This is a genomic window from Streptomyces paludis, from assembly GCF_003344965.1.
Lineage (GTDB): Bacteria > Actinomycetota > Actinomycetes > Streptomycetales > Streptomycetaceae > Streptomyces > Streptomyces paludis.
The window spans coordinates 7,500,221-7,524,647 of sequence record NZ_CP031194.1 but is presented as its reverse complement, the minus strand read 5'-3'; the positions used below and the strand labels follow the sequence as shown (position 1 = coordinate 7,524,647).

16 protein-coding genes are annotated in these 24,427 nt (G+C 73.2%); 5 read left to right on the top strand and 11 right to left on the bottom strand.

What is annotated here, in order from left to right:
* Nucleotides 1–25: 25 nt before the first annotated feature.
* The 8 genes from DVK44_RS32985 to DVK44_RS32950 all read right to left on the bottom strand — a co-directional run bounded on the left by DVK44_RS32985 (nt 26) and on the right by DVK44_RS32950 (nt 9,987).
* The gene (locus DVK44_RS32985; RefSeq protein WP_114664283.1) at nt 26–682 is read right to left on the bottom strand and encodes a GAF domain-containing protein; all 657 of its coding nucleotides are present in this window, start codon (nt 680–682) and stop codon (nt 26–28) included.
* The gene (locus DVK44_RS32980; protein WP_114664282.1) at nt 679–1,500 is read right to left on the bottom strand and encodes a S8 family peptidase; all 822 of its coding nucleotides are present in this window, start codon (nt 1,498–1,500) and stop codon (nt 679–681) included. The genes DVK44_RS32985 and DVK44_RS32980 overlap by 4 nt, the downstream gene beginning before the upstream one ends.
* On the bottom strand, nt 1,497–4,961 hold the full coding sequence (locus tag DVK44_RS32975) for an adenylate/guanylate cyclase domain-containing protein (RefSeq protein WP_114664281.1): 3,465 nt from the start codon (nt 4,959–4,961) through the stop codon (nt 1,497–1,499). The genes DVK44_RS32980 and DVK44_RS32975 overlap by 4 nt, the downstream gene beginning before the upstream one ends.
* A 104-nt stretch (nt 4,962–5,065) precedes the next feature.
* Entirely contained in the window at nt 5,066–5,269 is a 204-nt protein-coding gene (locus tag DVK44_RS32970) for an aroma-sacti cluster domain-containing protein (protein WP_114664280.1), read from the bottom strand.
* 66 nt (nt 5,270–5,335) lie between these two features.
* Nucleotides 5,336–6,958 (bottom strand): MFS transporter, encoded by a 1,623-nt coding sequence (locus tag DVK44_RS32965; protein ID WP_114664279.1) that lies wholly within the window; start codon nt 6,956–6,958, stop codon nt 5,336–5,338.
* A 22-nt stretch (nt 6,959–6,980) separates the two neighbouring features.
* Nucleotides 6,981–7,796: an iron-containing redox enzyme family protein gene (locus DVK44_RS32960; RefSeq protein WP_114664278.1), complete on the bottom strand. Its 816-nt coding sequence runs from the start codon at nt 7,794–7,796 to the stop codon at nt 6,981–6,983.
* Nucleotides 7,793–8,821: a radical SAM protein gene (locus DVK44_RS32955; protein ID WP_114664277.1), complete on the bottom strand. Its 1,029-nt coding sequence runs from the start codon at nt 8,819–8,821 to the stop codon at nt 7,793–7,795. The genes DVK44_RS32960 and DVK44_RS32955 overlap by 4 nt, the downstream gene beginning before the upstream one ends.
* The gene (locus tag DVK44_RS32950) at nt 8,809–9,987 is read right to left on the bottom strand and encodes a radical SAM/SPASM domain-containing protein (RefSeq protein WP_228447712.1); all 1,179 of its coding nucleotides are present in this window, start codon (nt 9,985–9,987) and stop codon (nt 8,809–8,811) included. Before DVK44_RS32950 ends, DVK44_RS32955 begins: the two co-directional genes overlap by 13 nt.
* A gap of 436 nt (nt 9,988–10,423) precedes the next feature.
* On the opposite strand from DVK44_RS32950, the gene DVK44_RS32945 reads away from it, so the two are divergent.
* Nucleotides 10,424–12,340 (top strand): AfsR/SARP family transcriptional regulator, encoded by a 1,917-nt coding sequence (locus DVK44_RS32945; protein ID WP_114664275.1) that lies wholly within the window; start codon nt 10,424–10,426, stop codon nt 12,338–12,340.
* Between the two features lie 44 nt (nt 12,341–12,384).
* Here the strand turns inward: DVK44_RS32945 and DVK44_RS32940 are convergent, their stop codons facing one another.
* Entirely contained in the window at nt 12,385–13,035 is a 651-nt protein-coding gene (locus DVK44_RS32940; RefSeq protein ID WP_114664274.1) for an NAD(P)-dependent oxidoreductase, read from the bottom strand.
* A gap of 247 nt (nt 13,036–13,282) precedes the next feature.
* Between DVK44_RS32940 and DVK44_RS32935 the strand changes: the two genes are divergently transcribed.
* Both DVK44_RS32935 and DVK44_RS32930 read left to right on the top strand, forming a co-directional pair.
* Complete coding sequence (locus DVK44_RS32935) at nt 13,283–14,086, top strand: MBL fold metallo-hydrolase (RefSeq protein ID WP_114665596.1); 804 nt, start codon at nt 13,283–13,285, stop codon at nt 14,084–14,086.
* 237 nt (nt 14,087–14,323) lie between these two features.
* On the top strand, nt 14,324–15,643 hold the full coding sequence (locus tag DVK44_RS32930; protein ID WP_114664273.1) for a YhgE/Pip domain-containing protein: 1,320 nt from the start codon (nt 14,324–14,326) through the stop codon (nt 15,641–15,643).
* Nucleotides 15,644–15,696: 53 nt separating this feature from the next.
* Here the strand turns inward: DVK44_RS32930 and DVK44_RS32925 are convergent, their stop codons facing one another.
* Nucleotides 15,697–18,957: a cytochrome P450 gene (locus DVK44_RS32925; protein ID WP_114664272.1), complete on the bottom strand. Its 3,261-nt coding sequence runs from the start codon at nt 18,955–18,957 to the stop codon at nt 15,697–15,699.
* 239 nt (nt 18,958–19,196) lie between these two features.
* On the opposite strand from DVK44_RS32925, the gene DVK44_RS32920 reads away from it, so the two are divergent.
* Entirely contained in the window at nt 19,197–19,892 is a 696-nt protein-coding gene (locus tag DVK44_RS32920) for a helix-turn-helix transcriptional regulator (RefSeq protein WP_181957582.1), read from the top strand.
* Between the two features lie 13 nt (nt 19,893–19,905).
* Here DVK44_RS32920 and DVK44_RS32915 read toward each other — a convergent pair whose 3' ends face one another.
* Nucleotides 19,906–20,565, bottom strand: a complete 660-nt coding sequence (locus DVK44_RS32915) for a TetR/AcrR family transcriptional regulator C-terminal domain-containing protein (protein WP_228447469.1) — start codon at nt 20,563–20,565, stop codon at nt 19,906–19,908.
* A gap of 168 nt (nt 20,566–20,733) precedes the next feature.
* Here DVK44_RS32915 and DVK44_RS32910 point away from each other — a divergent pair, with 168 nt between their 5' ends.
* Nucleotides 20,734–24,327, top strand: coding sequence for a BTAD domain-containing putative transcriptional regulator (locus DVK44_RS32910; protein ID WP_162794180.1), 3,594 nt, complete (start codon nt 20,734–20,736; stop codon nt 24,325–24,327).
* The last annotated feature ends 100 nt before the right edge of the window (nt 24,328–24,427 follow it).

Below are 24,427 nucleotides of genomic sequence, written 5' to 3'. Positions count from 1 at the left end.
CCTGCTCCCGGACGCCGCCCGAGCCTCAGGCCAGGATGTCCCGCAGGGCGTCGACGAGCCGGCGGCCGGCATCGGTACGTTCGCCGGGCAGCCCGTCCAGGACCGCCGCCAGTTCCGACAGAGGTGCCGGGTGCCCCGGGGGCGGCGGAGCCGCGGTCCGCGCCCGGTCCCGGTGGCGCTCCGTCAGCTCCAGGGCCAGCGCCGCCTGGCCGGCGAAGAGAGCGAGCAGATCCATGCCCGCCAGGGAGGTGCGCATTGCGGGATTGCGATCCAGGACCTCCAGCACACCGAGCACCCGTTCCCCGCACAACAGCGGCGCGGCCATCAGAGCGGTCGGCACGTACTGGGTCGCCTCGGCCACGTCATGGGCGAACGTCCCCTGCCGCGATACGTCGTCCACTGTGATGGGCTGCCGTGAGCGGACCACCCACCCCGCGATGCCCTTCGAGGCGGGGAAGCGTCGGCCGACGAGGAAATCCTCGCCCCGGCCCGAGACGGCGGCGAAAACCAGTTCGTCGCGCTCCTCGTCGAGCAGGAAGATCGAGCCGGCCTGGGCCTCGAAGATCGCCCGGGCGACCTCCACCACGGAGGTGAGCATCCGCCGGTGGACCTCGGTGAGGCCGTCGTCCTCGGGGGTGGCGCCGTCCGGGTGGCCGGGCAGCAGGGAGCCGTTGTCGTTCATCGTTGTCCTCGCACGTTGTCCGAGGTGAGCATGAGCAGATCCTTGACCTGGAAGGGCTTCAGATCGGGGTGCTTCGCAAGAATGAGTGCGCAGCGGCCCGTGACATGCGGCGCGGCGAAGCTGTTGCCGGTACAGACGGATGTGCCGCCACCGGGCCAGGCCACTGGGACGCGGGAACCCCGGGCGAAGAACTCGACGGGTGGGACGGGGTTGTAGAGCACGGTCCCGGGGTTGTCGTCCTGGTGACTGCCCACCGACAGGACCGACGCAAACCGCCAGGGGAAACTCTCGACGGGCATGTTGTGGGCAGAGGCGACGAGGATCGTGCCGCGGAAGTAGGCGTGGTCGGCCAGTTCGCGCAGTTGCTCGGCGAAGCCGCGCCGGGTGGTGGACAGGCTCAGGTTGAGGATGTCGAAGCGCTGTTCGAGCGCCCAGCGGACGCCGGTGATCAGCGCGTCGCCGGAGCCGGTGAAGCCCGAGTCCAGGACGCGGACACTGTGAAGTTCGCAGTCGGGCGCGACGGAGCGAACGATGCCTGCGCAGGCGGTGCCGTGGCCGCAGGCGTCGCCCTCTGTGTCGGGCACGACCCGCTGGACCCCCTCGGTGTCACGGCGCACCACATGGGCGGAGGCGACCCGGCCGACGAGGGGGTGACCGTCCTCGACTCCGCTGTCCACCACGCACACCCGTACGCCCGTGCCGGTCGAGCCGCCCCACGCCTGGTCGGCGGTGACCCGCCGGGGCCAGTTGGTGGACAGCGTGATCTCGGCCGGTGTGCGGCCCACGAGGGTCCAGGTGAGCGCGGGGGTCCCGGTCACGGTGCGGGCTCCGGTCCGGTCCGGCCGGCGGAGGACCCCCGCAGCAGGCGCGCACGGGCCGCTCCGACGAGATGGCCCTTGGCCCGGTAGCGGCGGTGCGCGGCAGTGGCATGGGCGCGCGCGGCGGGCGGCGGCGGGCCGTCCGGGTCCGCCAGGTCGGCAAGCGCGTGGGCGAGATCCAGTTCGACGTCGGCGAGGCAGAGCGGGGACTCGGTCGTACGGGCCGCGTCGAGCGCCCGCCGCAGATGGGCGGTCGCGGCTGCTCCGTCGCCCGTCAGGGCCAGCAACCGGCCGTGCAGGGCGTGCAGTTCCGCGACGGCCATCAGGTCGCCCTCCGCCGGTGCCAGCAGATCGCGTGCCTCGGCCGCGCGGCCCTGTTCCAGCAGGACGCGGACGAGGTCGCGGGTGGCGGTGGCGAGCAGGGGGGTGTCGCCGAGCCTGGCGAGGTCGGTACGTGCGCCGCGCAGCATCGCCTCGGCGGAGTCCCGGCGTCCGTCGAGGCACTCCACGGTGGCGGCGAAGACGGTGACAGCCGGTGCGGCGAACGCGTGGCCGAAGTCGTGCAGGGTGCGCGAGGCGAGGACGAGCTGTTCGCGAGCCTCCTCGAACCGGCGCCGCGTGGCGAGCAGCACGGCCATCGGGCACAACAGCGCGGCCCGCGCCATGCGCCGACCGTCCAGGTCGGTGGCGAGCAGTTCCTCGCAGCGGCGCAGGGCGGCCGGTACCGGCTCGGGCCCCAGCCACAGCGAGACTCCGAACGCGCCCACCGTACCGGCGCGTTCGAGTTCGGCGTCGGCGCGGGCCGCGTGATGGAGGGCGGCGGTGAAGTCGGTGACGGCGCGTGCGTGGCGGCCCTCGCTCTGGTGGGCCTGGCCGATCCGCAGCCGGGCGCGGGCGAGCCCGAGGTCGTCGCCCGCCTCGGTGAGGGGGGCCAGCGACTCGCGGGCAGCGTCCAGCGCTGTACCGAAGCCCGGTGCACCCGGTTCCAGGTAGGCGAGTTGGAGCCGCACGCGGGCGGCGGTGGCCTGGTCACCGGTCCGTACGGCCTCCTCGTGGACGGCGTGGAAGGCGGTGAGTGCGCGTTCGGTGTGGCCGGTGGCGAGGTGTGCCTCGGCGAGGGCGGTGCGCAGCCGCAGCCGGACTGCGGCCGCCGCACCGCCTCCCGGCCCCGGCACGGTGGCCCCGTCCCGGTCGCCGCCGGCCGGGCACACGTCGTCCACGGCGCGGGCACGCCGCAGCAGGTCCATGGCCCAGCCCACCTCGCCCCTGGCCAGGGCCGCCGCTCCCGCGGCGGTGAGGTGGGCGACGGCGGCGGCTCCGGTGCGGCGGGCGACGGGGTCGAGCAGGCCCAGGCCGCGCCGGTGCCAGAAGGCGCGCTCCAGGTGCCCGCCCGCAGTGGTGTGGTCGGGGGGCGGCGGAGGCGACGGCGGGGTTCCGGGGGACGCGGTGACGCCGTCCGCCAGCAGCCAGGCCGCCAGCCGTTCGTGGCGCTCGGCACGCAGCCGCCGGGACAGCCCTGCGTAGACGACTTCCTGGATCAGCGGGCTGGCGAAGCGGTGACCACCGGGCTCCGGCAGGGTCTCCGGGGTCTCGGGCGCCCCACCGGGGTGAGTGCCGCCGGAGGCGGCGAGGGGCTCCACGATCCGCCGCGAGACCAGCGCGGCCAGCAACTCTTCCGGCGCCGTCCGCCCGTCCTCGCCCGGCGGGGCGGCCTGCTCGCCGGCCCGCACCACACGGAGCTGGTCGAGCGGGAACTCGCGGCCCACGACGGAGGCGCAGCCGAGCAGTTCGCGTTCCTCCGGCGGCAGCCGGTCCAGCCGGGCGGCCACGAGGCCGCGCAGGGAGAGCGGTACGGATTCGAGGTCACCGCCCTCGCGTTCCATCGCGACCATCTGCTCCACGAACAGCGGGTTTCCCTCGGCACGTTCGGCAATGCGCGCGGTGATGGCGTCGGGTACGGCAGCGGAACCGCAGGAGCCCTGGGCCAGATGCAGTACGAGATCGTCGGCGGTACCGCCCGCGAGGGAGCGCAGCCGGACCACCAGGTCCTGGCAGTCAGCCTTGGGCAGGGGCGGGACGGGGAGCACGGTGGCGGTCGGCGCGGGCTCGCTCCACTCCGGTGCGTGGTCGAGCAGTTCGGGCCGGGCGAGACAGACCAGCAGGACCCGCGCGCCCGTCAGCCCGGTGGCGAGATGGGCGACGGCGTCCAGCAGGGCGGGCGCCGCGTAGTGGATATCGTCGAGAACGGCGACGACGGTACGGTCCCGGCCGAGGGCCGTCAGCAGCCCGAGCAGGGCCAGGTGCACTTCTTCGGTCCCGGTGCCGGGCGCTTCGCCGCGCCGCAGCCGGTCCAGCAGGGCCGCGGCGGCACCTGCGGCCTCTCGCCCGCCCACATCCTGTCCGGAGTTCCCCTGCGGCGTCGCGCGGGAACTCCGGACAGGACCCAGCAGGGCGGCGACCCGATCGCGGAACGACCCGCCGTCGTCCGGCAGCCCCGGTGCCAGACCTTCCAGCAGGGCGGCGAGCGGCGCGTACGGGCCCGGGCTGCCGTAGGGCGGGCAGTCGGTGCCGGCGACCAGCGCGCCCTGCCGTACCGCCTCCCGGCCGTAGGCACGCGCCAGCCGGGACTTGCCGACGCCGGGGTCGCCCAGCAGTGTGACCAGCCGGCCCGCGCGGTCGCGTCCGGTACGGCGGTGCAGGGCGAGCAGCGCGTCAAGTTCGGCCGTACGGTCCACAAGCGCCGAGTCGGTGCCGCGCAGCATCGTGGCGGGACGTTCGACGGCGCGGACGACCCGCCAGGCGTGGACGGGCCGCGACTTGCCCTTGACGCTCAGCGCCGCGACGGGTTCGGCCTCCACCGCCGGCCCCACCAGGGCCCGGGTGACCGCGCCGACGAGTATCTGGCCGGGCGGCGCGTGCTGTTCGAGGCGCGCCGCCACATTGACGGTCTCCCCGGAGACCAGCGCCTGGTCGGCGCCAGGTACGACGGTGGCGACGACCTCGCCGGTCTCCACGCCGATGCGCACGGCCACGGCGGTGCCCAGTTCGCGCCGGAGTTCGGCGTTGAGGTCGTCCAGCGAGTCACGCATGTCCAGGGCAGCCCGCACGGCGCGCAGGGGGTCGTCCTCGTGGGTGAGGGGTACGCCGAACACGGCCATCACAGCGTCGCCGATGAACTTCTCAACCGTGCCGCCGTGGTCCTCGACGCAGGCCCGCATCCGGGTGAAGTAACGCAGCATCACATGGCGCAGGGCCTCCGGGTCGAGCCACTCGCTGAGCGCGGTCGAACCCGTCATGTCGCAGAACAGCACGGTCACGGTGCGCCGGGAGGCCACCTGCTCGCGTCCCGTGCCGACGGCGGGGACGGGGGCAGGTGCGGCGGGCAGGGCGTGACCGCAGGACGAGCAGAAGCGCGCGCCGGGCGCGGTGCGCGTGTGGCAACCGGGGCAGGCCGAAGCCATGGGTTCTCCCTCCGCCCAGGACACGAGCCGGTCGCGGACCGGAAACCCGGCCCGCGAGGTTCGGACCACGAATCCGCCATCCGGAACCGGCCTGTCCGCTCAGATCAGAACAGGACACCGCCGATGATCGGTTCGCCGGAGTGCGCCCGGACCTCGGGGTCCTCGGCCTCCAGCCGTGCTCTGACCGACACGAGGACGGCCACCTCGGCGTCGTCGAGCTGCCGCAGGACCGCCTGCTGATCGGCGGAGAGCGTGTCCACCGGGAACCCGGAGTCGCGCAGAGCCGCGATCCTCTCTTCGGGAGTCATGCTTCCCTCTCCTTGTGCGAGCGGCTGGACCGGCGGACCCCGGAGGGGGCCCGCCGGCCGGAACGGCTACCAGATGCCGACGCCGACCCAGGTGTCGTCCTTGTCCTTGTCGGCGTGCGCCTGGACCTCGACGGCCGAGTCGACGCGCTCCTTGATGGAGGTGAGAACGGCCAGTTCGTCGGCGGAGAGCGCCTGCAGAACCTCCCTTTCGGCGGCCGGAATCCGGTCGGTGGGTATCCCGGCTGCGGCGAGGGCACTCAGGTTGTCGCTCATGGTTGCTCCTTCTGGGAAGGGACCGACCGGTGGTTCCGGCCGGGTGAGCGGGACAGGCTGTGCCACCGGCGCGTCGAGGCGCGCCGGAGTAAGGGGGGTCCGGTCGGCGGAGAGCGCGGGGGCCGACGTGGTGGACCCGATGCGGTGCGTGCGGCGACGGCCGATGCTCCATCCGCACAGCGCCAGTCCGAGCATGGCGAGTCCGCCACCGCAGCAGACGAGAACGAAAGTCAGCCCCTGCCAGGCGGCGAGCCCGGCGGCCACGGGCGGTGCGGCGAGTTGGAGAACGGTAGGCACCGCGCCGGTCGTGGCGCTGACCCGTCCCATCAGATGCTGGGGAGTCTCCCGGCGCAGCACATACGGATAGACCACCATGATCGCCGAGGAGGAGAGGCCGATCCCGAAGGCGACGGGCAGCCAGACGGCGGGCGAGCCCGCGAGTCCGGCGGCCACGGCGGCGCCGACCCCACAGACCAACCCTCCGGTGGCCAGTTGGCCACCGCCCATGAGAGTGAACGGATCAGCCCGTCGGCCCCATTGGGCCATGGCCACCGTACCGACAGCCGCGCCCGCCCCGACAGCAGCGATCACCAGACCCAGCGTGGACTCGTCGATGCCGAGCCGGTGCAGGGCCAGCGGCGCAAGCACATCGAAGGTGAGTACCAGGAACAGAGAGGCAGCCATGCTGACCATGACGACCAGCAGCGCGGGGGTCCGTACGACGAAGCGCACGCCTTCGGTGAACTCCGTCATGAAGCGGCTCCCCACGCGGCCCCGGAGTACCGGGCTGCCCTCGTCCTCCGTGCCCGCCGCGTCCTGTCCGGTGGTTCGGGGAAGGGGCGGGAGGCGGAGCCCGGCCAGGAAGACGGCGGAGAGGAGGAACGACACCGCGTCGGCGACGAAGACCCCACGTACCCCGATGCCGCTGACCAGCAGCCCGCCCACGGCCGGTCCCGCGACCTTGGTGGCCTGGGAGGTGAACATGCCCAGCGCGGTGGCCTGGAGCAGGTCCTCCTTGGGTACCACCCGGACCACCACACTCTGGTAGACCGGGTTGAAGAGCGTGGAACAGACCCCCTTGAGGAAGACCAGGACCAGCAGGGCGGAGAGTCCGGGGGCCAGGAAGTAGCCGGCGACCAGCGCACAGCGCAGCAGATCGCAGAGGATCATGGCACGGCGCTTGTCGGCGATCCGGTCGGCGAACACACCCGCGGCCGGTCCGGCGAGCACCCAGGGAGCGGCCATGGCCACCGAGAGGGCGGCGAGGCCGCCCGGACCCTGCTGCCAGGTGTAAGCGATCAGGACGACCAGGGCCAGATAGTCCATCCAGTCCCCGATGCCGGAGACCGCGCTGCCCGCGAAGAGCAGCCGGAAGGGACGGTGTCGCAGCGGCGCGGCGAACTCCAGGCGGGCCATGTCTCGTCCTTCCTCGGGAAGGTCAGGCGGCCGGGACCGGGGCCGGCGGGACCGTGCTGCGCGCACCGGGGCCGAAGCCGTCGGCCAGCTCGCGGAACAGCTGGACCACGGAGTCCATGGTGTGCAGTGCGGAGAGTCCGATCGCGGTCTCCTGGACGGGGGTCAGCGGGAGGGTGTCGACCAGCCGGAACAAATCGTTCCCGTGCTTGATGTCGAGTGTGGCGTGGCGGGCGAGCGTACGGAATCCGGCGAGGGGCAGCCCGGACCGTTCGCTCAGCAGGTCGGCGACCTCCCGGGACGGCGGGTTTCCCTCGATGACGGCGATATGGCCCAGAAGGCAGACGGGGTGGTAGTGGAAGAGCCAGTAGTACTGAGCGCCGACGAGCGTCGCGGGTGTCGCTGTCGGCAGTCGGCGCAGGGGTTCGTCGGGGTCCCGGCCGATGGCCGCCAGGTCCTGGCGCAGCCACTCGTCGTGCCCGGTCTCCTCGCGGATGTGCTGGGTCCAGTACGGCACGAGCATGTCGGCCACCGGGTCGCCTTCGGCGGCCAGGTCACGGGAGCGGGCCAGCGCGGCCTCCATGAGCGGGACGGTGGAACGGACCATCGAGTGCAGGACGCACAGGTAGTCCGGGTACAGCTCGGCGACCGACGGGCCGTTCCAGAGCCATCCGCTGACGGCCCGGAACTCGGGCATGGCCAGCTCGATCTTGGCCCGCAGCAGCCCCGCGCGGCCTGTCCTGCGGGTCTCATCACCACCGTTCCGCAGGGGAACCGCCCTACCGGCCGCTCCTGTTGCCGGCCGCGGTGCCACGGGCCGTCCGTGTCCGGTTGTCGTCATCCCACCTGTTCCTCTCCCAGTACGCGGATCGCGTCGATCAGGTTGTCCTTCGATTCCGCGGGGGTTCGCTCGGCCATCACCCAGCAGAGTTCGCAGATGCCGGTGAACTCTCTTCCCGCCAGGTCCTGGTAGCGGGGATGGACGGTGATCATGCCGGGCCCCACGGTGCCGACCGCACGGTAGAGCGAGTCGTGAGTGAAGCCGGTCAGCGCGGCGGTGACCTCGTGACGGTCGGTGCAGCGGTGGCGCAGCCGCCGCGGGCCCGCACCGGTGATCACCATTTCGTTGCAGCACGCCGTGGCGGTGCCGTCGTACCGGATCGTCGGAACGTTCGCGGTCCGGCACCTGCCGAACGACTCGCCGGGACGGCGCGGGCGTTCGCGCCGGAAGAGCGGCGAGTCGAGACTTCCGGCCCGGCCGTACGGCAGCGGGGGCACCGTCGCCACCTCCGCGTGAGAGGGCCAGTCGAGGCCGAAGGCACGGGTGAGGAGTTCCTCGGCGCGGGCGACCATCGCCGGCTCGTTCACCACTTGCACCACCAGCCATACGTCCTCGGCCGCGACCGCGCGGGCCGCACCGGTGAAGCGGTACTCGTGCACCGACTCCTCGTGGTAGGCGTCGGTGCTGAGGAAGACTCCGGTGGCCCGGCGCAGCACGGCACGGGCCCAGGCGGGTGCCCGTCGGGCACCGTCGTCCCCCGGGTCGGGCGGCCCCCAGAAGCCACTGGTGTAGAGGATCAGCTCCTTGCCCGACTCGTGGATGCGGCGGGAGGCCAGGGACAGTCCGCGCCGCTCGACGAAGGGTTCGCCGCCCGAGATGCCGATGACGCGGACGCCGGGCAGCGCGCAGATGCCTTCCACCACCTCTTCGAACAGGGCGAAGTCGGTGATACGGGGGCTGTCGGGCCGGGAGTCCACCGAGCAGTGGCCGCAGCCCACGGGGCACCGGTCGGTGAGGAACAGCAGGGCAAGGGTGCCGCGTCGCTCGTAGCCCTTCTGGAGATCGGCGAAGCTCAGACGGCGCATGAGCCGTTTCCTCCGGTATGGACGGCGACCGGTTCAGGACCCCGGTAGCCGAGCAGCATCAGATCGGCGTAGCGGTGGGTGCCGAAGCGGCGCGCGAGCCAGTCGGGGCCGGCGTCGCCGACGAGTTCGGCGATACGGGTCTCCATCGCACGGGTGCCGGGCCGGTCCATGAAGACAGCGGCGGACGCCTCGGTGGCCGGGTCGTCGGAGAGCATGAAGCAGGTCTTGCAGTAGCCGGAGCAGGAGCCGGGTGCGGAGCCTGTCCGCTCGGCGAGGTAGGCCGGGCCGAAGGCCCTTACCCCGCGAAGGAGATGGCGGGCGCGCTGGCGTTCGATAACGGTCTGCCAGCTGTCGGTCCTGGCGTCGCCGAGCCGCAGATGGGCGGGGAGCCGGCCGCCGAGGCCGTCCACGACGTTCTGGTTGCAGCAGGCGACGACGGTGCCGTCGAAGGAGACCAGCGGCCAAGCGGCCATTTCGCACGGCGACGGCGGGGCGGGATGCGGCGGGGCAGAATAGGGCGGGCCGCCGTCGGCCGGTACCGGACCGGTGGCGGCCGGCGGGGTCGCGGTGCCGCCTGGTTCGGGCAGCCACTCGCTCGCTCGGCCGACATTGCCGACCAGAGAGACCCAGACCGGAACCCGGTCCTCCAGGGTAGTGCGGATGTCGTCGGTGACCTCGGCCAGATACGGGTCGTCCTCGTCCATGCCGACGACCTGGAGACTCACGTCCTTGCCCTCGTCGGCGAGTTGCTTCAGCACCCGCAGCACGGCGGCCCGGGGCACCTCTTCCTCGTGGAAGACGTCGAGGCTGGCCGAGAAGTGGTCGACGGCGTCGATGGCGCGCCGGAGCCGGTCGGGAATGCCGGGCTGCCGGGCGAAGAACATGCCCGACAGGATGTGACTGCGGGCCCCCGACTCCCGGGCCCGCAGTGCGATCCGTTCGACCAGCGCGGGCCGCAGCAGCACCTCCCCACCCGACATCACGACGAAATCGGGCCGCTCCTGTGGGGTGAACGTCTCCACGAAACCCTCGAAGACCGACTCCGCGTGCTGCTCACTGCTGAGCATGGAGTTGGTGGAGCAGTGGCGGCAGGAGAGCGGGCAGCGTCGGGTGAGCGCGAGCATGACGCCCCCGCCGGGAGTCGAGCGGGCCCGAAAGAGGTCCATCAGATGCACAGGCGAATCCTTCCCTCGTCGGACGGTCGTCGCTGTAGGCCCTGGTCCGGACCGGTGGTTAACGAGAGTGCGGGCTCGCGCCTTGATGCCGGTATGGCGCCGGTATGAGAACCCTTTGACGGCCCGGTGGGGACCAGGGAGCGGCCCCGGCACGAGAGGGTGCGGGAAGGGGGTGTGGGTGGGCCGCTCCGGCGCCATCACCCTGTTCTGGTCGCCTTATTCGCCCTCTTGACAGAAAGTGACCACTGACGTTCGATATGTGACGCTGTATCGCGCGGGTGGCTTTGGGGAAGGCATCACCACGCGCGGTGGGCACCGGCTTCGCGAAACGCCCCCGGCCACGGGTGCGCCGCCGGGCCGGCGAACGCCATCTCGGTACGGGGGCCCGGCCGGCACGACAGCCGCCCGGAATCGTCTTGGGGGGACCATGGAGTTCGGTGTCCTGGGAGTCCTGGAGATGCGCGCGCAGACGGGCGCCGTATCTCTCGGCTCACTCAAACAACGAGTGTTATTGGGCCTGCTGTTGCACCGGGCCAACACCTTCGTGTCCGCCGACACGTTGATCGAGGCCATTTGGAGGGACGCCCCTCCACGCACCGCGAGCAAAAACCTCCAGGTGTACGTGTGGCATCTGCGCCGCGTACTGCACACGGCCGATGCCTCGGGCCGGCTCGCCTTCCGGGCGCCCGGCTACCGGCTCGCCGTCCACCCCGGCGAACTGGACCTCGACCGCTTCGACCGGCACGCGCGGCACGGCAGACAGGCGCTCGCCGAGTCCCGCCCCCGGGTCGCCTCGCGCCACTTCGACGCGGCCCTCGCGCTCTGGCGCGACCACCCGTACGCCGATCTCCAGGAGGCGCCGGTGTTGCGGGGCGCGGCCGAGCGAATGGAGGAGCTGCGCCTCACCGTGCTGGAGGACCGGGCGGAGGCGGGCCTGTCGGCCGAGGACCCGCCGGGCGCGCTGCTGGAGTCCCTCGAACCCCTCGTACGGGAACACCCGTTGCGGGAGCGGATGCGCGCACTCCAGATGCTCGCTCTGCATCGGGCCGGGCGCAGGGCCGAGGCACTGTCCGCGTACGACGACATCCGCCGGCTGCTCGCCCGCGAGCTGGGCATCGCCCCGTCCGCACTGCTGGAACGGGTCCAGCGCACCCTGCTGGACGGCGGGACGGTGGCGGGCGACACCCTGTGGCGCGGTGGGCGGGCCACCGGCCCGGTGGCCGTCCGGCCGGAGTCCTGCCAGCTCCCGCGCGACCTGCCCGATCTGGTCGGGCGTCTGCGGGAGACGGACGACACAGTGGGGGCGCTGGCCCCGGCCGCCGGACCGGACGGCAGACGGCCCGGCGCCGGGCACGGCGTCTTCGAGAGCCTGACCGGGCCATGGTCCGGAGGACCGCGCTCCACGCTGGCCGTGCTGACCGGGCCGGTCGGCAGCGGCAAGACCGTGCTGGCCACCCGGATCGCCCATCTGCTCCGCCCCTACTTCCCCGACGGCCAGCTCTGGGTCACCCTGCGCACGGCCGACGGCGCACCCCGCTCCTGTGCGGATGTCCTGGACGAGCTGTGCCGGGCCCTGGGCGCGCCGGCCGAAGTAGGCCCGGGCCCGGCCGACCGCGCCGCCCCGGCGGCGCAACGGCTGGGCGAGCGGGCCGCGTTCTTCCGTACGGTCTGCGCCGACCGGCAGTTACTGGTGGTGCTGGACGACGCGGTCGACGAGGCGCAGGTCCGGCCGCTGCTACCGGGCGGGGACCAGTGCGCGACGCTGGTGACGAGCCGGTCCAGGCTGGGCGCGCTGGACTCCGCCCACCTCACCGAAGTGGGCTGCTTCACGCCGGAGGAGTCCCGGGAACTGCTGACGCGCACCGCGGGATACGAGCGGGTCGCGGCCGAACCCGCCGCGTGCGCCGAGGCGGCCCGGCTGGTGGGGCATCTGCCGCTGGGTGTAAGGCTGGTGGGGGCCCGCATCGCGGGCCGGCCGCACTGGCCGGTGTCCCGCCTGGTGGAGCGGCTCATGGACCCGGCGCTGGCGCTGGCCGAACTGACCGTCGGCGACCTCTCCGTACGCCGCGTCTTCGACCGGGCCACGGCGGGGCTCACCGAACCCGAGCTGCGCGCGTACCGTCATCTGGGCACCCTGCCGCGCGACAGCGTGGTGGGCCGCCGGCTGCCACCGCCGGACCTGCTCCGGATGCCGCTGCCGGAGGCCGAGGAGGTGCTGGAGGCACTGACCGAGAACAGGCTCGCGGAGGCCGGCGCGCAGGGATACGGCCTGCACCAGCTCCACTATCTGCACGCCGCGGCGCTACCGCTGCCCATGGCACCGGCGCCGTCCGCCGTGTGCTGATCGGGACGGTTCCGCACCAACCCCTGTCCGGCCGGCGCGGCCGGCTACTTCCAGCCCTTCTCGGTCGTGATCAGCAGCCGCTGCCCGGACAGGTCTCGGTCGGCGGCGATCTCCACGAGGGCCCGGGCGACGCTCGCGAAGGGGAGCGTCGGCAGGCCGGGGACCCTGGTCACCCGGTCGAGCCGCCGGACCGCGGCGGCGGGGGCGTCGGCGGACTCCTTGAGGTTGACCGGGTGGACGACCGTCCAGTTCAGGCCGGTCGCGGGCAGGCTCTCCTCCGACAGCTCCTTGTCCTTGAAGATCGCGGCGACGACCGTACGGTAGACCAGCCGCCCCAACGGCGACGCCTTCGCCGCCGTGTCCCCGACACCGAACGCGGAGACCAGGACGAACCGCTCGACACCGGCGTCCTCGGCCGCGGCGGTGATGAGCGGCAGGGTGCGCCGCATCAGGTCGACGGGCTTCTTCGCGCGCAGGGCGACGCCGATGGCCGAGATCACGGCGTCGGCGCCGGCGAACGCCTTCGCCATCGCGGGCCGGTCGTCGAGGGAGCCGGGGACCACGGTCAGCCCGGCGCGCGGCGCCATGGCGCCCGGGTCACGGACGTAGGCCACGACCTCGTGCCCCCGGGACAGCGCCTCCTTCACGACGTGCGACCCGATATTGCCGGTGGCCCCCAGTACGACGATCTTCATGTCCGCTCTCCTTCCGAATGAAACTTATGGCATAAGCCGTGCTCATCATGGTACGCCCTCACCCTTACGCCATAAGTCGGGGGCCTGGGCCCTCAACCGTCCGCCCCGGGCGATCACCGCGCTTGACATCACTTATGCCATAAGTCAGGGTGGGGAAGGGTGGACATACGCCGTAAGTGTGCTGGGGTGTTCCACCGGCGGGCCCGCGATCCGCGCCCGCCTCCCCTCCCCCTCCAAGGACACCGACATGAAGGTCCACCACCTCAACTGCGGCAGCATGCGTCCGCCCGGCGCCCGGCTCGTCTGCCATGTGCTGCTGATCGAGACCGCGAACGGGCTGGTCCTCGTGGACTCCGGCTACGGCCTCGGTGACATCGCCGACCCCCGGCGGCGCATCGGGCCGGCCCGCCACTTCGTCCGGCCCGTCCTCGATCCCGAGGAGACCGCCGCCCGGCAGGTCGAGAAGCTCGGGTTCCGCCGGGACGACGTCCGCCACATCGTGCTGACCCACTTCGACGCCGACCACATCGGCGGTCTCGCAGACTTCCCGCACGCCCAGGTCCATCTGACCGCGGACGAGGCGCTCGGCGCCGTCCACGCGCCCTCCTGGCGGGAGCGGATCCGTTATCAGAGCGCCCAGTGGGCGCACGGCCCGCGGCTGGTCGAGCACCGTCCCGACGGGGAGAGCTGGCGCGGGTTCGCCGCCGCCCGGGAGCTGGACATGATCGCGCCCGGTATCGTCCTGCTCGCCCTCCCCGGCCACACCCGCGGCCACGCCGCCGTCGCGGTCGACGCCGGTACGCACTGGATCCTGCACGCCGGGGACGCCTTCTACCACCACGGCACCCTCGACGGCCGTACCCCCGTCCCCTTCTCCCTGCGAGCCATGGAGGCCGTCATCGCGTACGACGGCAAGCGGGTCCGCGCCCACCACACCCGCCTCGCCGAGCTGTACCGCCGCGACGAGGCCGGGCTCCTGCTCGTCAGCGCCCATGACCCGGCCCTCTTCGAGAAGGCACGGGCGGGCACGGCGGAGAGCGCGACCCCGTAGGGCGGCTCCGTAGCGCGACCGCGCAGAGCGACCCCTTGGGGCGACCGCGCAGGGCGCCCCCGTAACGGATCCTCCGCACCCCTGAGCGAGTGGCCGGCTCGCTGCTCCAACCGGGCGAGGTACGGCGAGGCTCGGGCCGACTCGCCGTCCCTCTCCCCATCCTGGCCCGGCAGCCCCCGTACGACCGGCTCCGGAGCGGCCCCGCCCCGTCCGGTCCCCGAACACGACCGGAGAACCATGACCGCCGACGGCACGAACCCCGACGGTTCGACCCCCGACACCCGCCCGCGGCCGGACCGCGACGCCCCGCCGGGGGCCCGCGCCGCCACGCTGCTGCGCCGCCCCAAGCTGTGGCTGGTGCCCACGATCCTCACCGGGCTGCTCGCCCTGCTGCTCTCCGTCCTCTACATGGGCGGTGTCGTCAGCCCGCAGCGCGATCTGCACGACCTGCCCATCGCGCTCGTCAACGCCGACCGGGGAGAGCCGCTGCCGGGACAGCCGAGCAACCTCGGCACCCAGATCGCCCACGCCATCGCCACCGACCGCTCCGACGGCAAGGCCGCCTGGCGGACCCTGACCCTCCGGCAGGCCCAGGACGCGCTGGACTCCGGCAAGGTCTACGGCGCCCTGGTCATCCCCGCCGGCTTCACCGACTCCGTCGCCGCCCTCACCACCACGGACGCCACCGCCCGCCCGGCGATGACGGTGCTGACCAACCCCGGCAAGGGCAGCCTCGGTTCGTCCCTGGCGACCCAGATCACCACGGCCGCCGCCCATCAGGCGTCCCTGACGATCGGCAAGCAGCTCACCGCCGCCGCCACCGGGGCGGGCGCCACCCAGCGACTGCTGCTCGCCGACCCGGTCGCCGTCACCACCCAGGTCGGCCACCCCCTCGGCGGCCACAGCGGACTCGGGCTGAGCGCCTTCTACTACACCCTGCTGCTCGTGCTCGCCGGCTTCCTCGGCGGCAACGTCATCAGCAACGGCGTCGACACCTCGCTGGGGTACGCCGACAACGAGATCGGCCCCTGGCACACCCGCCTGCCCACGGTCCCCGTCAACCGCACCCAGACCCTGCTGCTGAAGATGGCCATGACGGCCGGCATCACGGTCCTCAGCGTCACGCTCGTCCTGGTCTCGTGCGTGGCCATTCTCGGCATGGACGCGACCCACATCCCGCTGCTGTGGATCTACTCCTACTGCGCGGCGCTCGCGGTCGGCCTGGGCGTGCAGGCGATCAACGCCGCCTTCGGGGGCATCGGCCAGCTCGTGTCCATGTTCGTGTTCATCGTGCTGGGTCTGCCGTCGTCCGGCGCCACCGTGCCGCTCCAGGCGGTGCCCGCGTTCTACCGCTTCCTGTCCCACTTCGAGCCGATGCGGCAGCTCAGCGACGGGGTCCGCGCGCTGCTCTACTTCGACGCGCGCGGCGACGCCGGGCTCACCCGGGCCTGGACCATGATCGCGGTCGGCGCCGCGCTCGCCCTGCTCTTCGGCTTCGCGATGACGGCGTACTACGACCGCAAGGGTCACACGCGCCTGACCCCGCGGCCCGCGTGACCCCCTGCACCTCCCCCGGCGCCCGCGGCGGTGCGGACACCGCCGCGGGCGGCTCAGCCGGCGTACACGTCCTCGACGTACCGGCCCCGGTCCATCAGCCGCCGCAGCCACTCCTCGCCGGCCTGCTCGCCCGCCGGTCCGCCGGGCCCCGGCGTCCGCCGCGCGTACAGGTCGCGGAACGCCTGCCGGACGCCGGGGGCCATGTGCCGGCCGTCGCCGCAGACGTAAACCCTGGCCCCCGCTTCGAGCAGCGCCCACACCTCGTCGGCCTCGGCCGCGATCCGGTGCTGTACGAACCGCGCCCCCGCCACCGGGGCCGCGCTGAAGACCGGCCGCAGGGAGACCGCCCCCGCCTCCTCGGCCGCCCGCAGCTCCTCGGCGTACAGATAGTCGGCGTCGGGCGCGTCGCAGCCGAAGTAGCAGAGCGCCGGGGCGAGCCGGTCGCCGGCAGCGGCGCGCGTACGGCGGTCGGCGATCGCTCCGCGGAACGGCGCGAGCCCGGTGCCCGCGGCGACCATGATGACCGGGTCCCGGTCGTCGTGGCCGATCCGGAACGCCTCGCGGCAGGGCTGGAGACGGGCCAGTACGGTATCGCCGGGGACCACGGTGTGCAGATGCCCGGAGCCGGTCCCCCGGTACGTTCCGCGGCCCGCGCGGCCCGGCGCCTCCAGCAGCGAGACCATCAGATCGATCCGCTCCGGGTCGACGGCCGGCGAGGAGGAGACCGAGTAGGTCCGGGGCCGCAGCGGCGGCAGCAGATCGAGGACGACCGGCCAGGTCAGGGCCTCCCGCAGGGCCGGATGGTCCTCGATCACATCGAGCAGTGTGCGCGGATCGGCGGCCAGGGCCTGTGCGTCCGCCGCCAGCGCCGCCAGCGCCCGCCGCTCGGGCGGGCACGGGTTGACGGCCGCCAGGGTGCGCAGCTGCTCGGCGGTCGGCCGGTCCTGGAGTTCGACGTGGCGGGTCAGCAACTCCCGTACGGTCAGGGGCCGGTCGACGGCGAGAGCGCCGGAGCGCGGCGGTACGGGCGTGATGCTGAGGACGGTGTCGAGGTTGGCGCCCAGCAGCTTGGCGGCCCGCTCGGCCAGGGCCGGGTCGTTGACGGGCAGTACGGCCAGATGGTCGCCGGTCCGGTAGGTCCCGCCCGGCGGGAGCGCCACCCGTACGAACCGCTTGGCGCGCGGATACGCGGGCGCGCTCAGGCTCCCGGCGGCGGTGACGGTCATCGCGGTCATCCCGTGGCGGGCGGCCAGCGCGGCCCCCGGCGCGCCTGCCACCTCGTGCACGAGATACCCGGGGCCCGCCGCGACGGCGGCTCCGGCGGAGGCCGGGTCGCCCGCGCGCGCGAGCAGCGCGGTGCGCATCCGGCGGGTGAACTCCCGGGTGGCACCGGCCAGATCGCCCGAGGCATCGCCCTCGGCGCGGGCCAGCAGCCGGGTGCCGCCGAGTTCGGCGAGCCGCCGGTCGATGAGGGTGGGAACGCGCTGGTACGTCGCCGCCCAGTTGCGGTCCCCGATGCCCAGCACGGCGTAGGTGACACCGTCCGCCGCGCCGGGTTCCGCGGTCTCCAGCCACCGTACGAACGCGGTCGCGTCGTCGGTGGGCTGCCCGTTGTAGGAGGCGGCCGTGATGATCAGCGGGCGGTCGAGCGGCAGCGCGCCGGCGTACGCGTCGAGCGGGGCGACCTCGGTGGCACAGCCCAGTTCGCCCGCCGCGCCGGCCAGTTGGCCCGCGAAGTCGCGGCAGGCACCGTAGTTGGAGCCGTGCAGCAGGAGCAGCCGGGTGCCCTCCCGGACCCGTGTGGGCAGCGAGGTGTCGGCGGCGGAGGCGGGGGCGGACGGCTGCGCCGCGGCGGGGACGGCGCGCTCGGCGGGGGTGCGGGGGACGAGGCCCAGGGTGAAGCCGTCGGGTTTGATGGTCAGCGTCTGCTTGATGGTGAGTGTGTAGCGGTCCTGGTCGATCAGCCGGTAGCGGTGGACCAGCATGCCCAGCAGCATCGTCGCCTCGTGCAGGGCGAACTGCCTGCCGATACAGGCGCGTTCACCGGTGCCGAACGGTTTGAAGGCGTGCGGGGAGCGGGCGGCCTCCACCTCCGGGTCGAAGCGGGAGGGGTCGAAGAGCTCCGGGTTGTCGCCCCACACCGGGTCGCGGTGCAGCATCGGGATCGACACGAAGGCGGGCTCCCCCGCGTGCAGGTGGACACCGTCACCGATCACCGTGTCCACGAGTGCCTGCCGGGCGAATCCGGGGGCCGCGGGCCACAGCCGAAGGGTCTCGTTGAGGACCTGGCGGGTGTAGCGGAGCCGGCCGATGTCCTCGTACGTCGGCTCCGGGTCGGCGGCGTCGCCCCACAGCCCGTCCACCTCCCGGCGTACCGCGCGCAGTACCTCCGGGTGCTGGGAGAGGAAGTACAGCGCGAAGGCGAGGGTGCCGGAGGTCGTCTCGTGTCCGGCGATCAGGAAGGTGATGACCTGGTTGCGGATGTTCTCGACGTCCAGTGTCGTGCCGTCGGAGGGGTGCCGGGCGGTCAGCATCAGCCCCAGCAGGTCGTCGGCGTCGGACCGGTCGTCGGCGCCGGGCCGGTCCTTGGCTCCGGGCCGGGGCGCGGCGGTGCGCGCGGCGATGACCTCGTCCACCACGGACGCCAGATAGGCCGCGTCGGTGCGGAACGCCGTGTCCGCCGCGGCGGCCTCGTCGGCCGCGCCCGCGGCGGTGGCGGGCGGGCGGCCGGTCCGGGTCATGGCCCAGGTCAGACAGCGCACCATGGCGCCGACGAAGGGATGCGGCCGGTCGCTGTCGAAGGAGCCGAAGTCGAAGCCGAACCCGGCCAGTCCGATGGTGTCCAGCGTCATCCGGGTCATGTCGTCGGCGACGTCCACCGGTGTACCGGCGGCGGCGTGCCCGTCCCAGGCGGTGAGCAGCCGGCGGGCGACGCGCAGCATGACGGGGTGGTAGCGGCGCATGGAGCCGAGGGCGAAGGCCGGCATGAGCAGATCGTGGGCCTTGGCCCAGTTCGGCTCGTCGTTGAAGGCGGTGAACAGGCCGTCACCGGCGAACTCGCGTACGTTCACCAGCGCCGGCCCCACGAACTTCGCGAACCGCTGTTCGTCGGCCAGTTCGGTGACCAGGCCGAGCCCGCCGGCGAAGAGCAGCTCGTGGCCGCCGAACCGCTGGTAGAAGTCCGGTCCGTACGTTCTGGCCCGCTCCATGGTGGCCAGCACGAGCGGGCCGGCGGGGGCGGGAGCGGCGGAGGGATCGACGACGGGCAGTCCGTGGCGGGTCTCGGTGTGCGGCGGGAGGATGACCTCAGTCATGGGGGCTTCCCTCTGCGTTCGAAGGCCGGGTGCGCGGGACGCCCGGCGGGCGGCCCGTTTCCAGCGTCGCGCCGTTCGGGCCGTTGTCACCACCGGGTGCCTACCGGAACTGGTAGGCGACACCGGCCGGTGGTACTTGCCGTCCGCCGGCCGGGCGTCCGGAGTGGCGCCGTACCGGACCATGTGCGACACAGCAGTCCGCCAAAGGAGGAGGAGACAGGATGCCGGAGGAGGAGCGTATGAGCGGCGGGGAGGGCTTCGCGGGCGCGCGCCATGTGGTGCCGGACAGCGCGGCGGCGGTCTTCTGGCGCAACCGCACCACCGGGCTGTTCGACCGTATCCCGCTGCCCGCGGCCTTCTGCGGGGCCGATGGCACCATCCTGCGGGCGAACCCGGCGCTGGCCGCCGAATGGGGGCAGCTCGCGGGGGCGTTCCGGGGGCGCAGCGCGCTGGAGCTGTTCCATCCGGAGAGCTGGGGGCAGCTGCGTTCGATCGCGGAGGCCATCCGGCTGCACCGCCGGTCGCGCTATCCGGTCGCCGTCCGCTGGACCGCGGTGAACGGTGTGGAGCGGCGCGGTGAGGTCAGTGTCGATCTGGTCGACGACACTTCCTTCGACGAGCCGAATCTGCTGGTGATCGTGCGTGTCGCCGAACCGGAGGCGGAGCCGGTGGCGTCCGCCGTCTGCGCGGGCGCGGTGGACGCCACGGCGGTCCGTATCCTCGCGCTGACCGCGGGCGGCGCGACGACGGCGCAGATCGCCTCGGCCGTGGGCCTCACCGCGGACGGGGTCAACTACCACCTCAAGCGGCTGTCCCGCCGCTGGGGCGTGTCCGGCAGGGCCGCTCTGGTGGCCCGCGCGTACGTGACGGGGATCCTGGCGCCCGGCGCCTGGCCCCCGGAGCCCGCGCGGAGCGCCGGCCGTCCCGGCCCATGAGCCGGCGGGACCGCTACGAGAGGGCTTCGACCCGGCGGCGGACGGCGTCGAGGAGCAGCTCCAGCCCGAACTCCATCTCGATCTCGTGGTCGCAGACGGCCAGTTCGGCGGAGGCCGCGGCCACGGCGGGCAGTCCGCTCTCGATGAGGTCCCGCTCGCGCATGGCGACGACTCCCGGGATCGCGCCGGCGTACGTCGGCGCGAATCCCACCTCCCGGGAGAGCGTGCCGATCAGGAAGGCGATGACAGCGCGCAGAACATGGACGGCGGAGGCACCGTCCAGCCCGGCACGGCCCAGAATCCGCAGCGCGGCCTCGACGACAGGCATGGCGGCGGGGGCGTTGAGACGCCGGGTCAGCACCAGCGGCGCGGAGTGCGGATATTGCAGGGCCGCGACACGGAACGCCCGCGCCAGCGCGCGCAGCGCGTCCTCCCACGGCATCTCGTCCGCGTCGGGGATGACGATGCCCTTGAGGATCACATCCGCCATGGCGTCGAGCACATCGGCCTTGTCCCCGACATGGTTGTAGAGCGACATGGTCCGCACCCCGACCGCCGCGGCGATCTTGTGCAGCGAGAGCTTCTCCATCCCCTCCGTCTCAGCCACCACCAGCGCCTGCCGCACAATCTCGTCCCTGGTCAGCGGCCCACGACGGGTCATCCTCTGCGCCATCGCCATCCCTCCGTCCGGTACCGCGCCCTCGCGCCTCGTAGCAACTTATCTCATAAGTCGCAAGGAGTCCGTGTTCGCTTCATCTGATGCCCGGGCTGTGGCGCGAGTGGTTTTGGAGGCGGGAGGCGTCGTTGTTCGATGACTCCCTGTCGTAATAGGTTCCACGCTATGTGGTGGTCGGTGCTGGGAGCGGTCGAGGTCCGGGTCGGTGATCAACCGGTCGCCCTGGGGGGAGCCAAACAGCGGCGGGTGCTAGCCGTGTTGTTGGCGGAGGCGGGCGGTCCGGTGCCGGTTTCCCGGTTGGTGGACAGTGTGTGGGGGGAGCGGCCGCCGCCGACGGCGGTCGGCACTCTGCGGTCGTACGTCGCCAATCTGCGGCGGCGGCTGGAGCCGGACCGGCCACCGCGAGAGGCGGGGAAAGTGCTGGTCAGCACGGAGACCGGATACTGTCTGCGCGTGCCGGAGGAACGGTACGACGCGATGTCGTTCGGGAAGCTGGCCGAGTCGGGCCGGGCGTCGCTGGCCGGTGGCCGGCCGCTGGACGCGCTCTCCGACCTCGATCAGGCGCTCGCGCTGTGGAGAGGGCCCGCCTTCGGGGAGTTCTCGTCCGAGCCGTTCGCCGCGCTGGAGTCGACCCGGCTGGAGGAGCTTCGGCTGACGTCCCAGGAGCGGCACGCGGGAGCCCAGTTGGCCGCCGGGCTCGCCGAGCCGGCCGTCGCCGGGCTGAGAACGCTGGTCGCCTCCGAACCGTTGCGGGAGCAGCGCTGGGAGATGCTCGCGCTCGCCCTGTACCGCTGTGGGCGGCGCGCCGAGTCCCTCGCGGTGCTCCAGCAGGCGCGCGGCGCGCTCGACGAGAACCTCGGAGTCGGCCCCGGCCGAAGGCTGCGCCGGCTGGAGCGGGACATCGTCCACCAGGACGCGGGGCTGGACCTGGAAGCGCGCCGGGTCGTACGGGCGGCCGGTCCAGGTCCAGGTCCTGGTTCGGGTCCTGTTCCGGGTTCAAGTGCCGCTGCGCGTCCGGCGGCCGGGACGGTCACCCGTGCCGATGTCCCGGAGCCCGACAGCCGGGACGGACTCGACGGGCGGGACGACGTACTGGCCGGAGTGGACCGCGCGCTGTCCGGGACGTCCGGCGGCCGGGGCGGTCTGATGCTGGTTACGGGAGAGCCGGGCATCGGCAAGACCCGGATCGCTCAGGCAGCGCTGGAGCGGGCGGCGGGCCGGGGGCTGGCGGCGGTCGTCGGCCGATGTCCCGAGGGGCAGGGGGTTCCCGCCCTGTGGCCGTGGCTGATGGTGCTGCGGGCCGTGATCGGCGGGGGCGGCAGACGGCTGCGGAGGCTGGCCGACCAGCTCGGGGCGAACGCGCTGATCACGGGCGGTGACAGCGACCGCCCCGCCCCGGGGAGGGCACGGTCCCTCGGTATGGGCAAGGGCCCTGCCGGGGAAGGGCGTCACGGTGACGGCGGGGGCGCGTCCTCACGAGGGCCGACCGTCATCGTGGAGCTGTTGGCGTGTGCCGCGCGGGAACGCCCGCTCCTCGTCGTCCTCGACGATCTGCATTGGGCCGACCCCGATTCGGTGCGGGTGCTGCGTGTACTGACCACGATGCTGCCGGAGTTACCGCTGCTGCTCCTGGTCACCAGCCGTGACGGCCCCGAACTCGACGGCGCCGCGAGTGCCCTGGTCGCCGGTCTGACCGGCACATGGGCCAACCGCTGGCCGTTGCGCCGGCTGACCGAGGCCGAGGTGGTACGGGCGGTGGGCCGCCGGCTGGGCCCCGGTACCGGGGCGGAGACCGGCCGTGTGATCCACCGGCGCTGCGGAGGCGTCCCGTTCCATGTGAACGAACTCGCGCGTCTCGTACCGACGTTGGGTACAAGACGGCTGACCGAGGCGCTGCCGGAGGGCACCCGCAACCTGGTCCGGCACCGGTTGCGCGGACTTCCCGACGGCGCGGAGACCACCCTCGCGGTGGCCGCCGTCGTGGGGGAACGGTTCGACTTCGGGATACTGGCCGAGGCGAGTGACACTCCCCGCGAACGGCTGCTGGACACACTGGAGGCCGGTATCGGATGGGGCCTGATCGAAGAGGACGGGCCGACGGGGTGTTACCGGTTCAGCCACGCCCTGGTACGCGACACACTGCGCCGGTCCTTCTCCCGGTTACGGACGGCCGGCCTGCACGCCCGGATAGCCGAGGCCCTGGAGCGCCGGGTGCGCGCCGGTGTCCGGGGCCACGCCGAACTGCTCGACGACGCGGCTTTCCACTGGCTGGCGGCCACGCCGGCGGGGTACGCGGAACAGGCCGTCGCCGCGGCGACGGCCGCCGCCGGGCGCGCGGAGCGGGTCCACGCCCACCAGCACGCCGCGCGTCTGCTCACCGCGGCGATAGAGATCATCGACGAGCGCGCCGCCCCCGCCGATTCCGACGGCACCCGCCGGCTGTTCGACCTGGTCGTCCGCCGGGGCCGGCTGGCCAGTCGCGGTGCCCAGCGCGAGGAGGCCACCACCGTACTGAACCGTGCCATCGCCCTGGCCCGGGAGCTGAACGACGTCCAGGCGCTCGCGACGGCCGCGACCGTACACACACTGGAGTCGTTCCTGGCGGTACGGGACTACCGGACCGCCGACGACACCGTGCTGACCGCGTTGCGCGACGCGGTACGGCTGCTGCCGGGGACGGACTCGCCCCTGCGGTGCCTGGCCCTGGCGGCCCTCGCCGCCGAGCTGTACCACGACAGCGCGTCCGAGCCGTCGAAGCCGTCCGCGCCGTCGGGAGCACCCGGTCCGGGCACGGCGGCGGTGCGGCTGTCGTCCGAGGCGGTGGCGATGGCCCGCCGGCTCGGCGACGAGCAGTTGCTCTTCCGCGTACTGCATCTGCGGCTCCAAGCGATACGCCACCCCGACACCCTCGGCGAGCGCCAGGCCCTGGTGGAGGAGCAACTGGCCCTGGCCGCGCGTCCCGGCGCAGGTCCCGAGTGGCTGCCGATGGCGCTGCTGCGCCGGGCCCTCACCCGGCTGGAGGCGGGTGACATGGCGGCGGCGCAGACGGACATCGTTGCCTGCGCGGCCGCCAACGAACAGGTGCGCCTGACCGAGGTCGATATCCATCTTCGCTGGTGGGAGGCGCTGCGCAGCGGGCTGGCGGGCAATCGGGCGGTGGCGGAACGGCTGGCCGGGCAGGCGTACGACCTGCACCGGCGGCTCGGGTGGGGTGCCGAACCCGCCCTGTTCGCCCACCGGATCACCTGGCTGCTGGACCAGGACCGGTTCGCGGACATGGAAGAGCTGGTCCGCGCGGTGCACCGGGCGGGCAGCCCGGTCCCCCCGGAACACGTGGGCCTCGTCCTGGCCCTGCGGGGCCGCTTCACCGAAGCCGTCGCGTACTGCCCGCCGGCCCATCAGCTTCCCGAACCGCCCCATGACTGGCTCTGGCTGCTCCAGATGGTCCTGCGGGCCTACACCTGGGCCCTGTGCGGGGACGGACCGTCCTGCCGCTGGGCACTCGGCCGGCTGCTGCCCTACACGGGGCGCGCGGTCACCACCGGTTCCGCGATGCTGTGCTGGGGCTCGATCGACCACTTCCTCGGTGAGGTGGCCGCCGTGGCGGGAGAGAGGGAAACGGCGATCGGCCTGCTGCGGCGAGCTGTCCGGCACAACGGCGAACTCGGCTGCCCGCGCTGGCGACAACGCTCCGAACACCGGCTGGCCGCGCTGCTGGAGTCGGCGGATGACGGCGGTGACGGCCAGGGGATGGGGTGACCGTGCTCCGCGTTCGGCGCCCGGTGCTGAGAACCGGGCCCGCGGAGCCGGTACGGATCGGCCGCGGGCCCGGTCCTGCCTCTCAACCGGGCCTTTCAGC

Coding starts and splice junctions, on each gene's coding strand:
- DVK44_RS32960 (WP_114664278.1), bottom strand. CDS start 7,796: ATGACGACAACCGGACACGGACGGCCCGTGGCACCGCGGCCGGCAACA.
- DVK44_RS32910 (WP_162794180.1), top strand. CDS start 20,734: ATGTGGTGGTCGGTGCTGGGAGCGGTCGAGGTCCGGGTCGGTGATCAA.
- DVK44_RS32975 (WP_114664281.1), bottom strand. CDS start 4,961: ATGGCTTCGGCCTGCCCCGGTTGCCACACGCGCACCGCGCCCGGCGCG.
- DVK44_RS32925 (WP_114664272.1), bottom strand. CDS start 18,957: ATGACTGAGGTCATCCTCCCGCCGCACACCGAGACCCGCCACGGACTG.
- DVK44_RS32930 (WP_114664273.1), top strand. CDS start 14,324: ATGACCGCCGACGGCACGAACCCCGACGGTTCGACCCCCGACACCCGC.
- DVK44_RS32920 (WP_181957582.1), top strand. CDS start 19,197: ATGAGCGGCGGGGAGGGCTTCGCGGGCGCGCGCCATGTGGTGCCGGAC.
- DVK44_RS32915 (WP_228447469.1), bottom strand. CDS start 20,565: ATGGCGCAGAGGATGACCCGTCGTGGGCCGCTGACCAGGGACGAGATT.
- DVK44_RS32940 (WP_114664274.1), bottom strand. CDS start 13,035: ATGAAGATCGTCGTACTGGGGGCCACCGGCAATATCGGGTCGCACGTC.
- DVK44_RS32950 (WP_228447712.1), bottom strand. CDS start 9,987: ATGGACCTCTTTCGGGCCCGCTCGACTCCCGGCGGGGGCGTCATGCTC.
- DVK44_RS32935 (WP_114665596.1), top strand. CDS start 13,283: ATGAAGGTCCACCACCTCAACTGCGGCAGCATGCGTCCGCCCGGCGCC.
- DVK44_RS32985 (WP_114664283.1), bottom strand. CDS start 682: ATGAACGACAACGGCTCCCTGCTGCCCGGCCACCCGGACGGCGCCACC.
- DVK44_RS32955 (WP_114664277.1), bottom strand. CDS start 8,821: ATGCGCCGTCTGAGCTTCGCCGATCTCCAGAAGGGCTACGAGCGACGC.
- DVK44_RS32945 (WP_114664275.1), top strand. CDS start 10,424: ATGGAGTTCGGTGTCCTGGGAGTCCTGGAGATGCGCGCGCAGACGGGC.
- DVK44_RS32965 (WP_114664279.1), bottom strand. CDS start 6,958: ATGGCCCGCCTGGAGTTCGCCGCGCCGCTGCGACACCGTCCCTTCCGG.
- DVK44_RS32970 (WP_114664280.1), bottom strand. CDS start 5,269: ATGACTCCCGAAGAGAGGATCGCGGCTCTGCGCGACTCCGGGTTCCCG.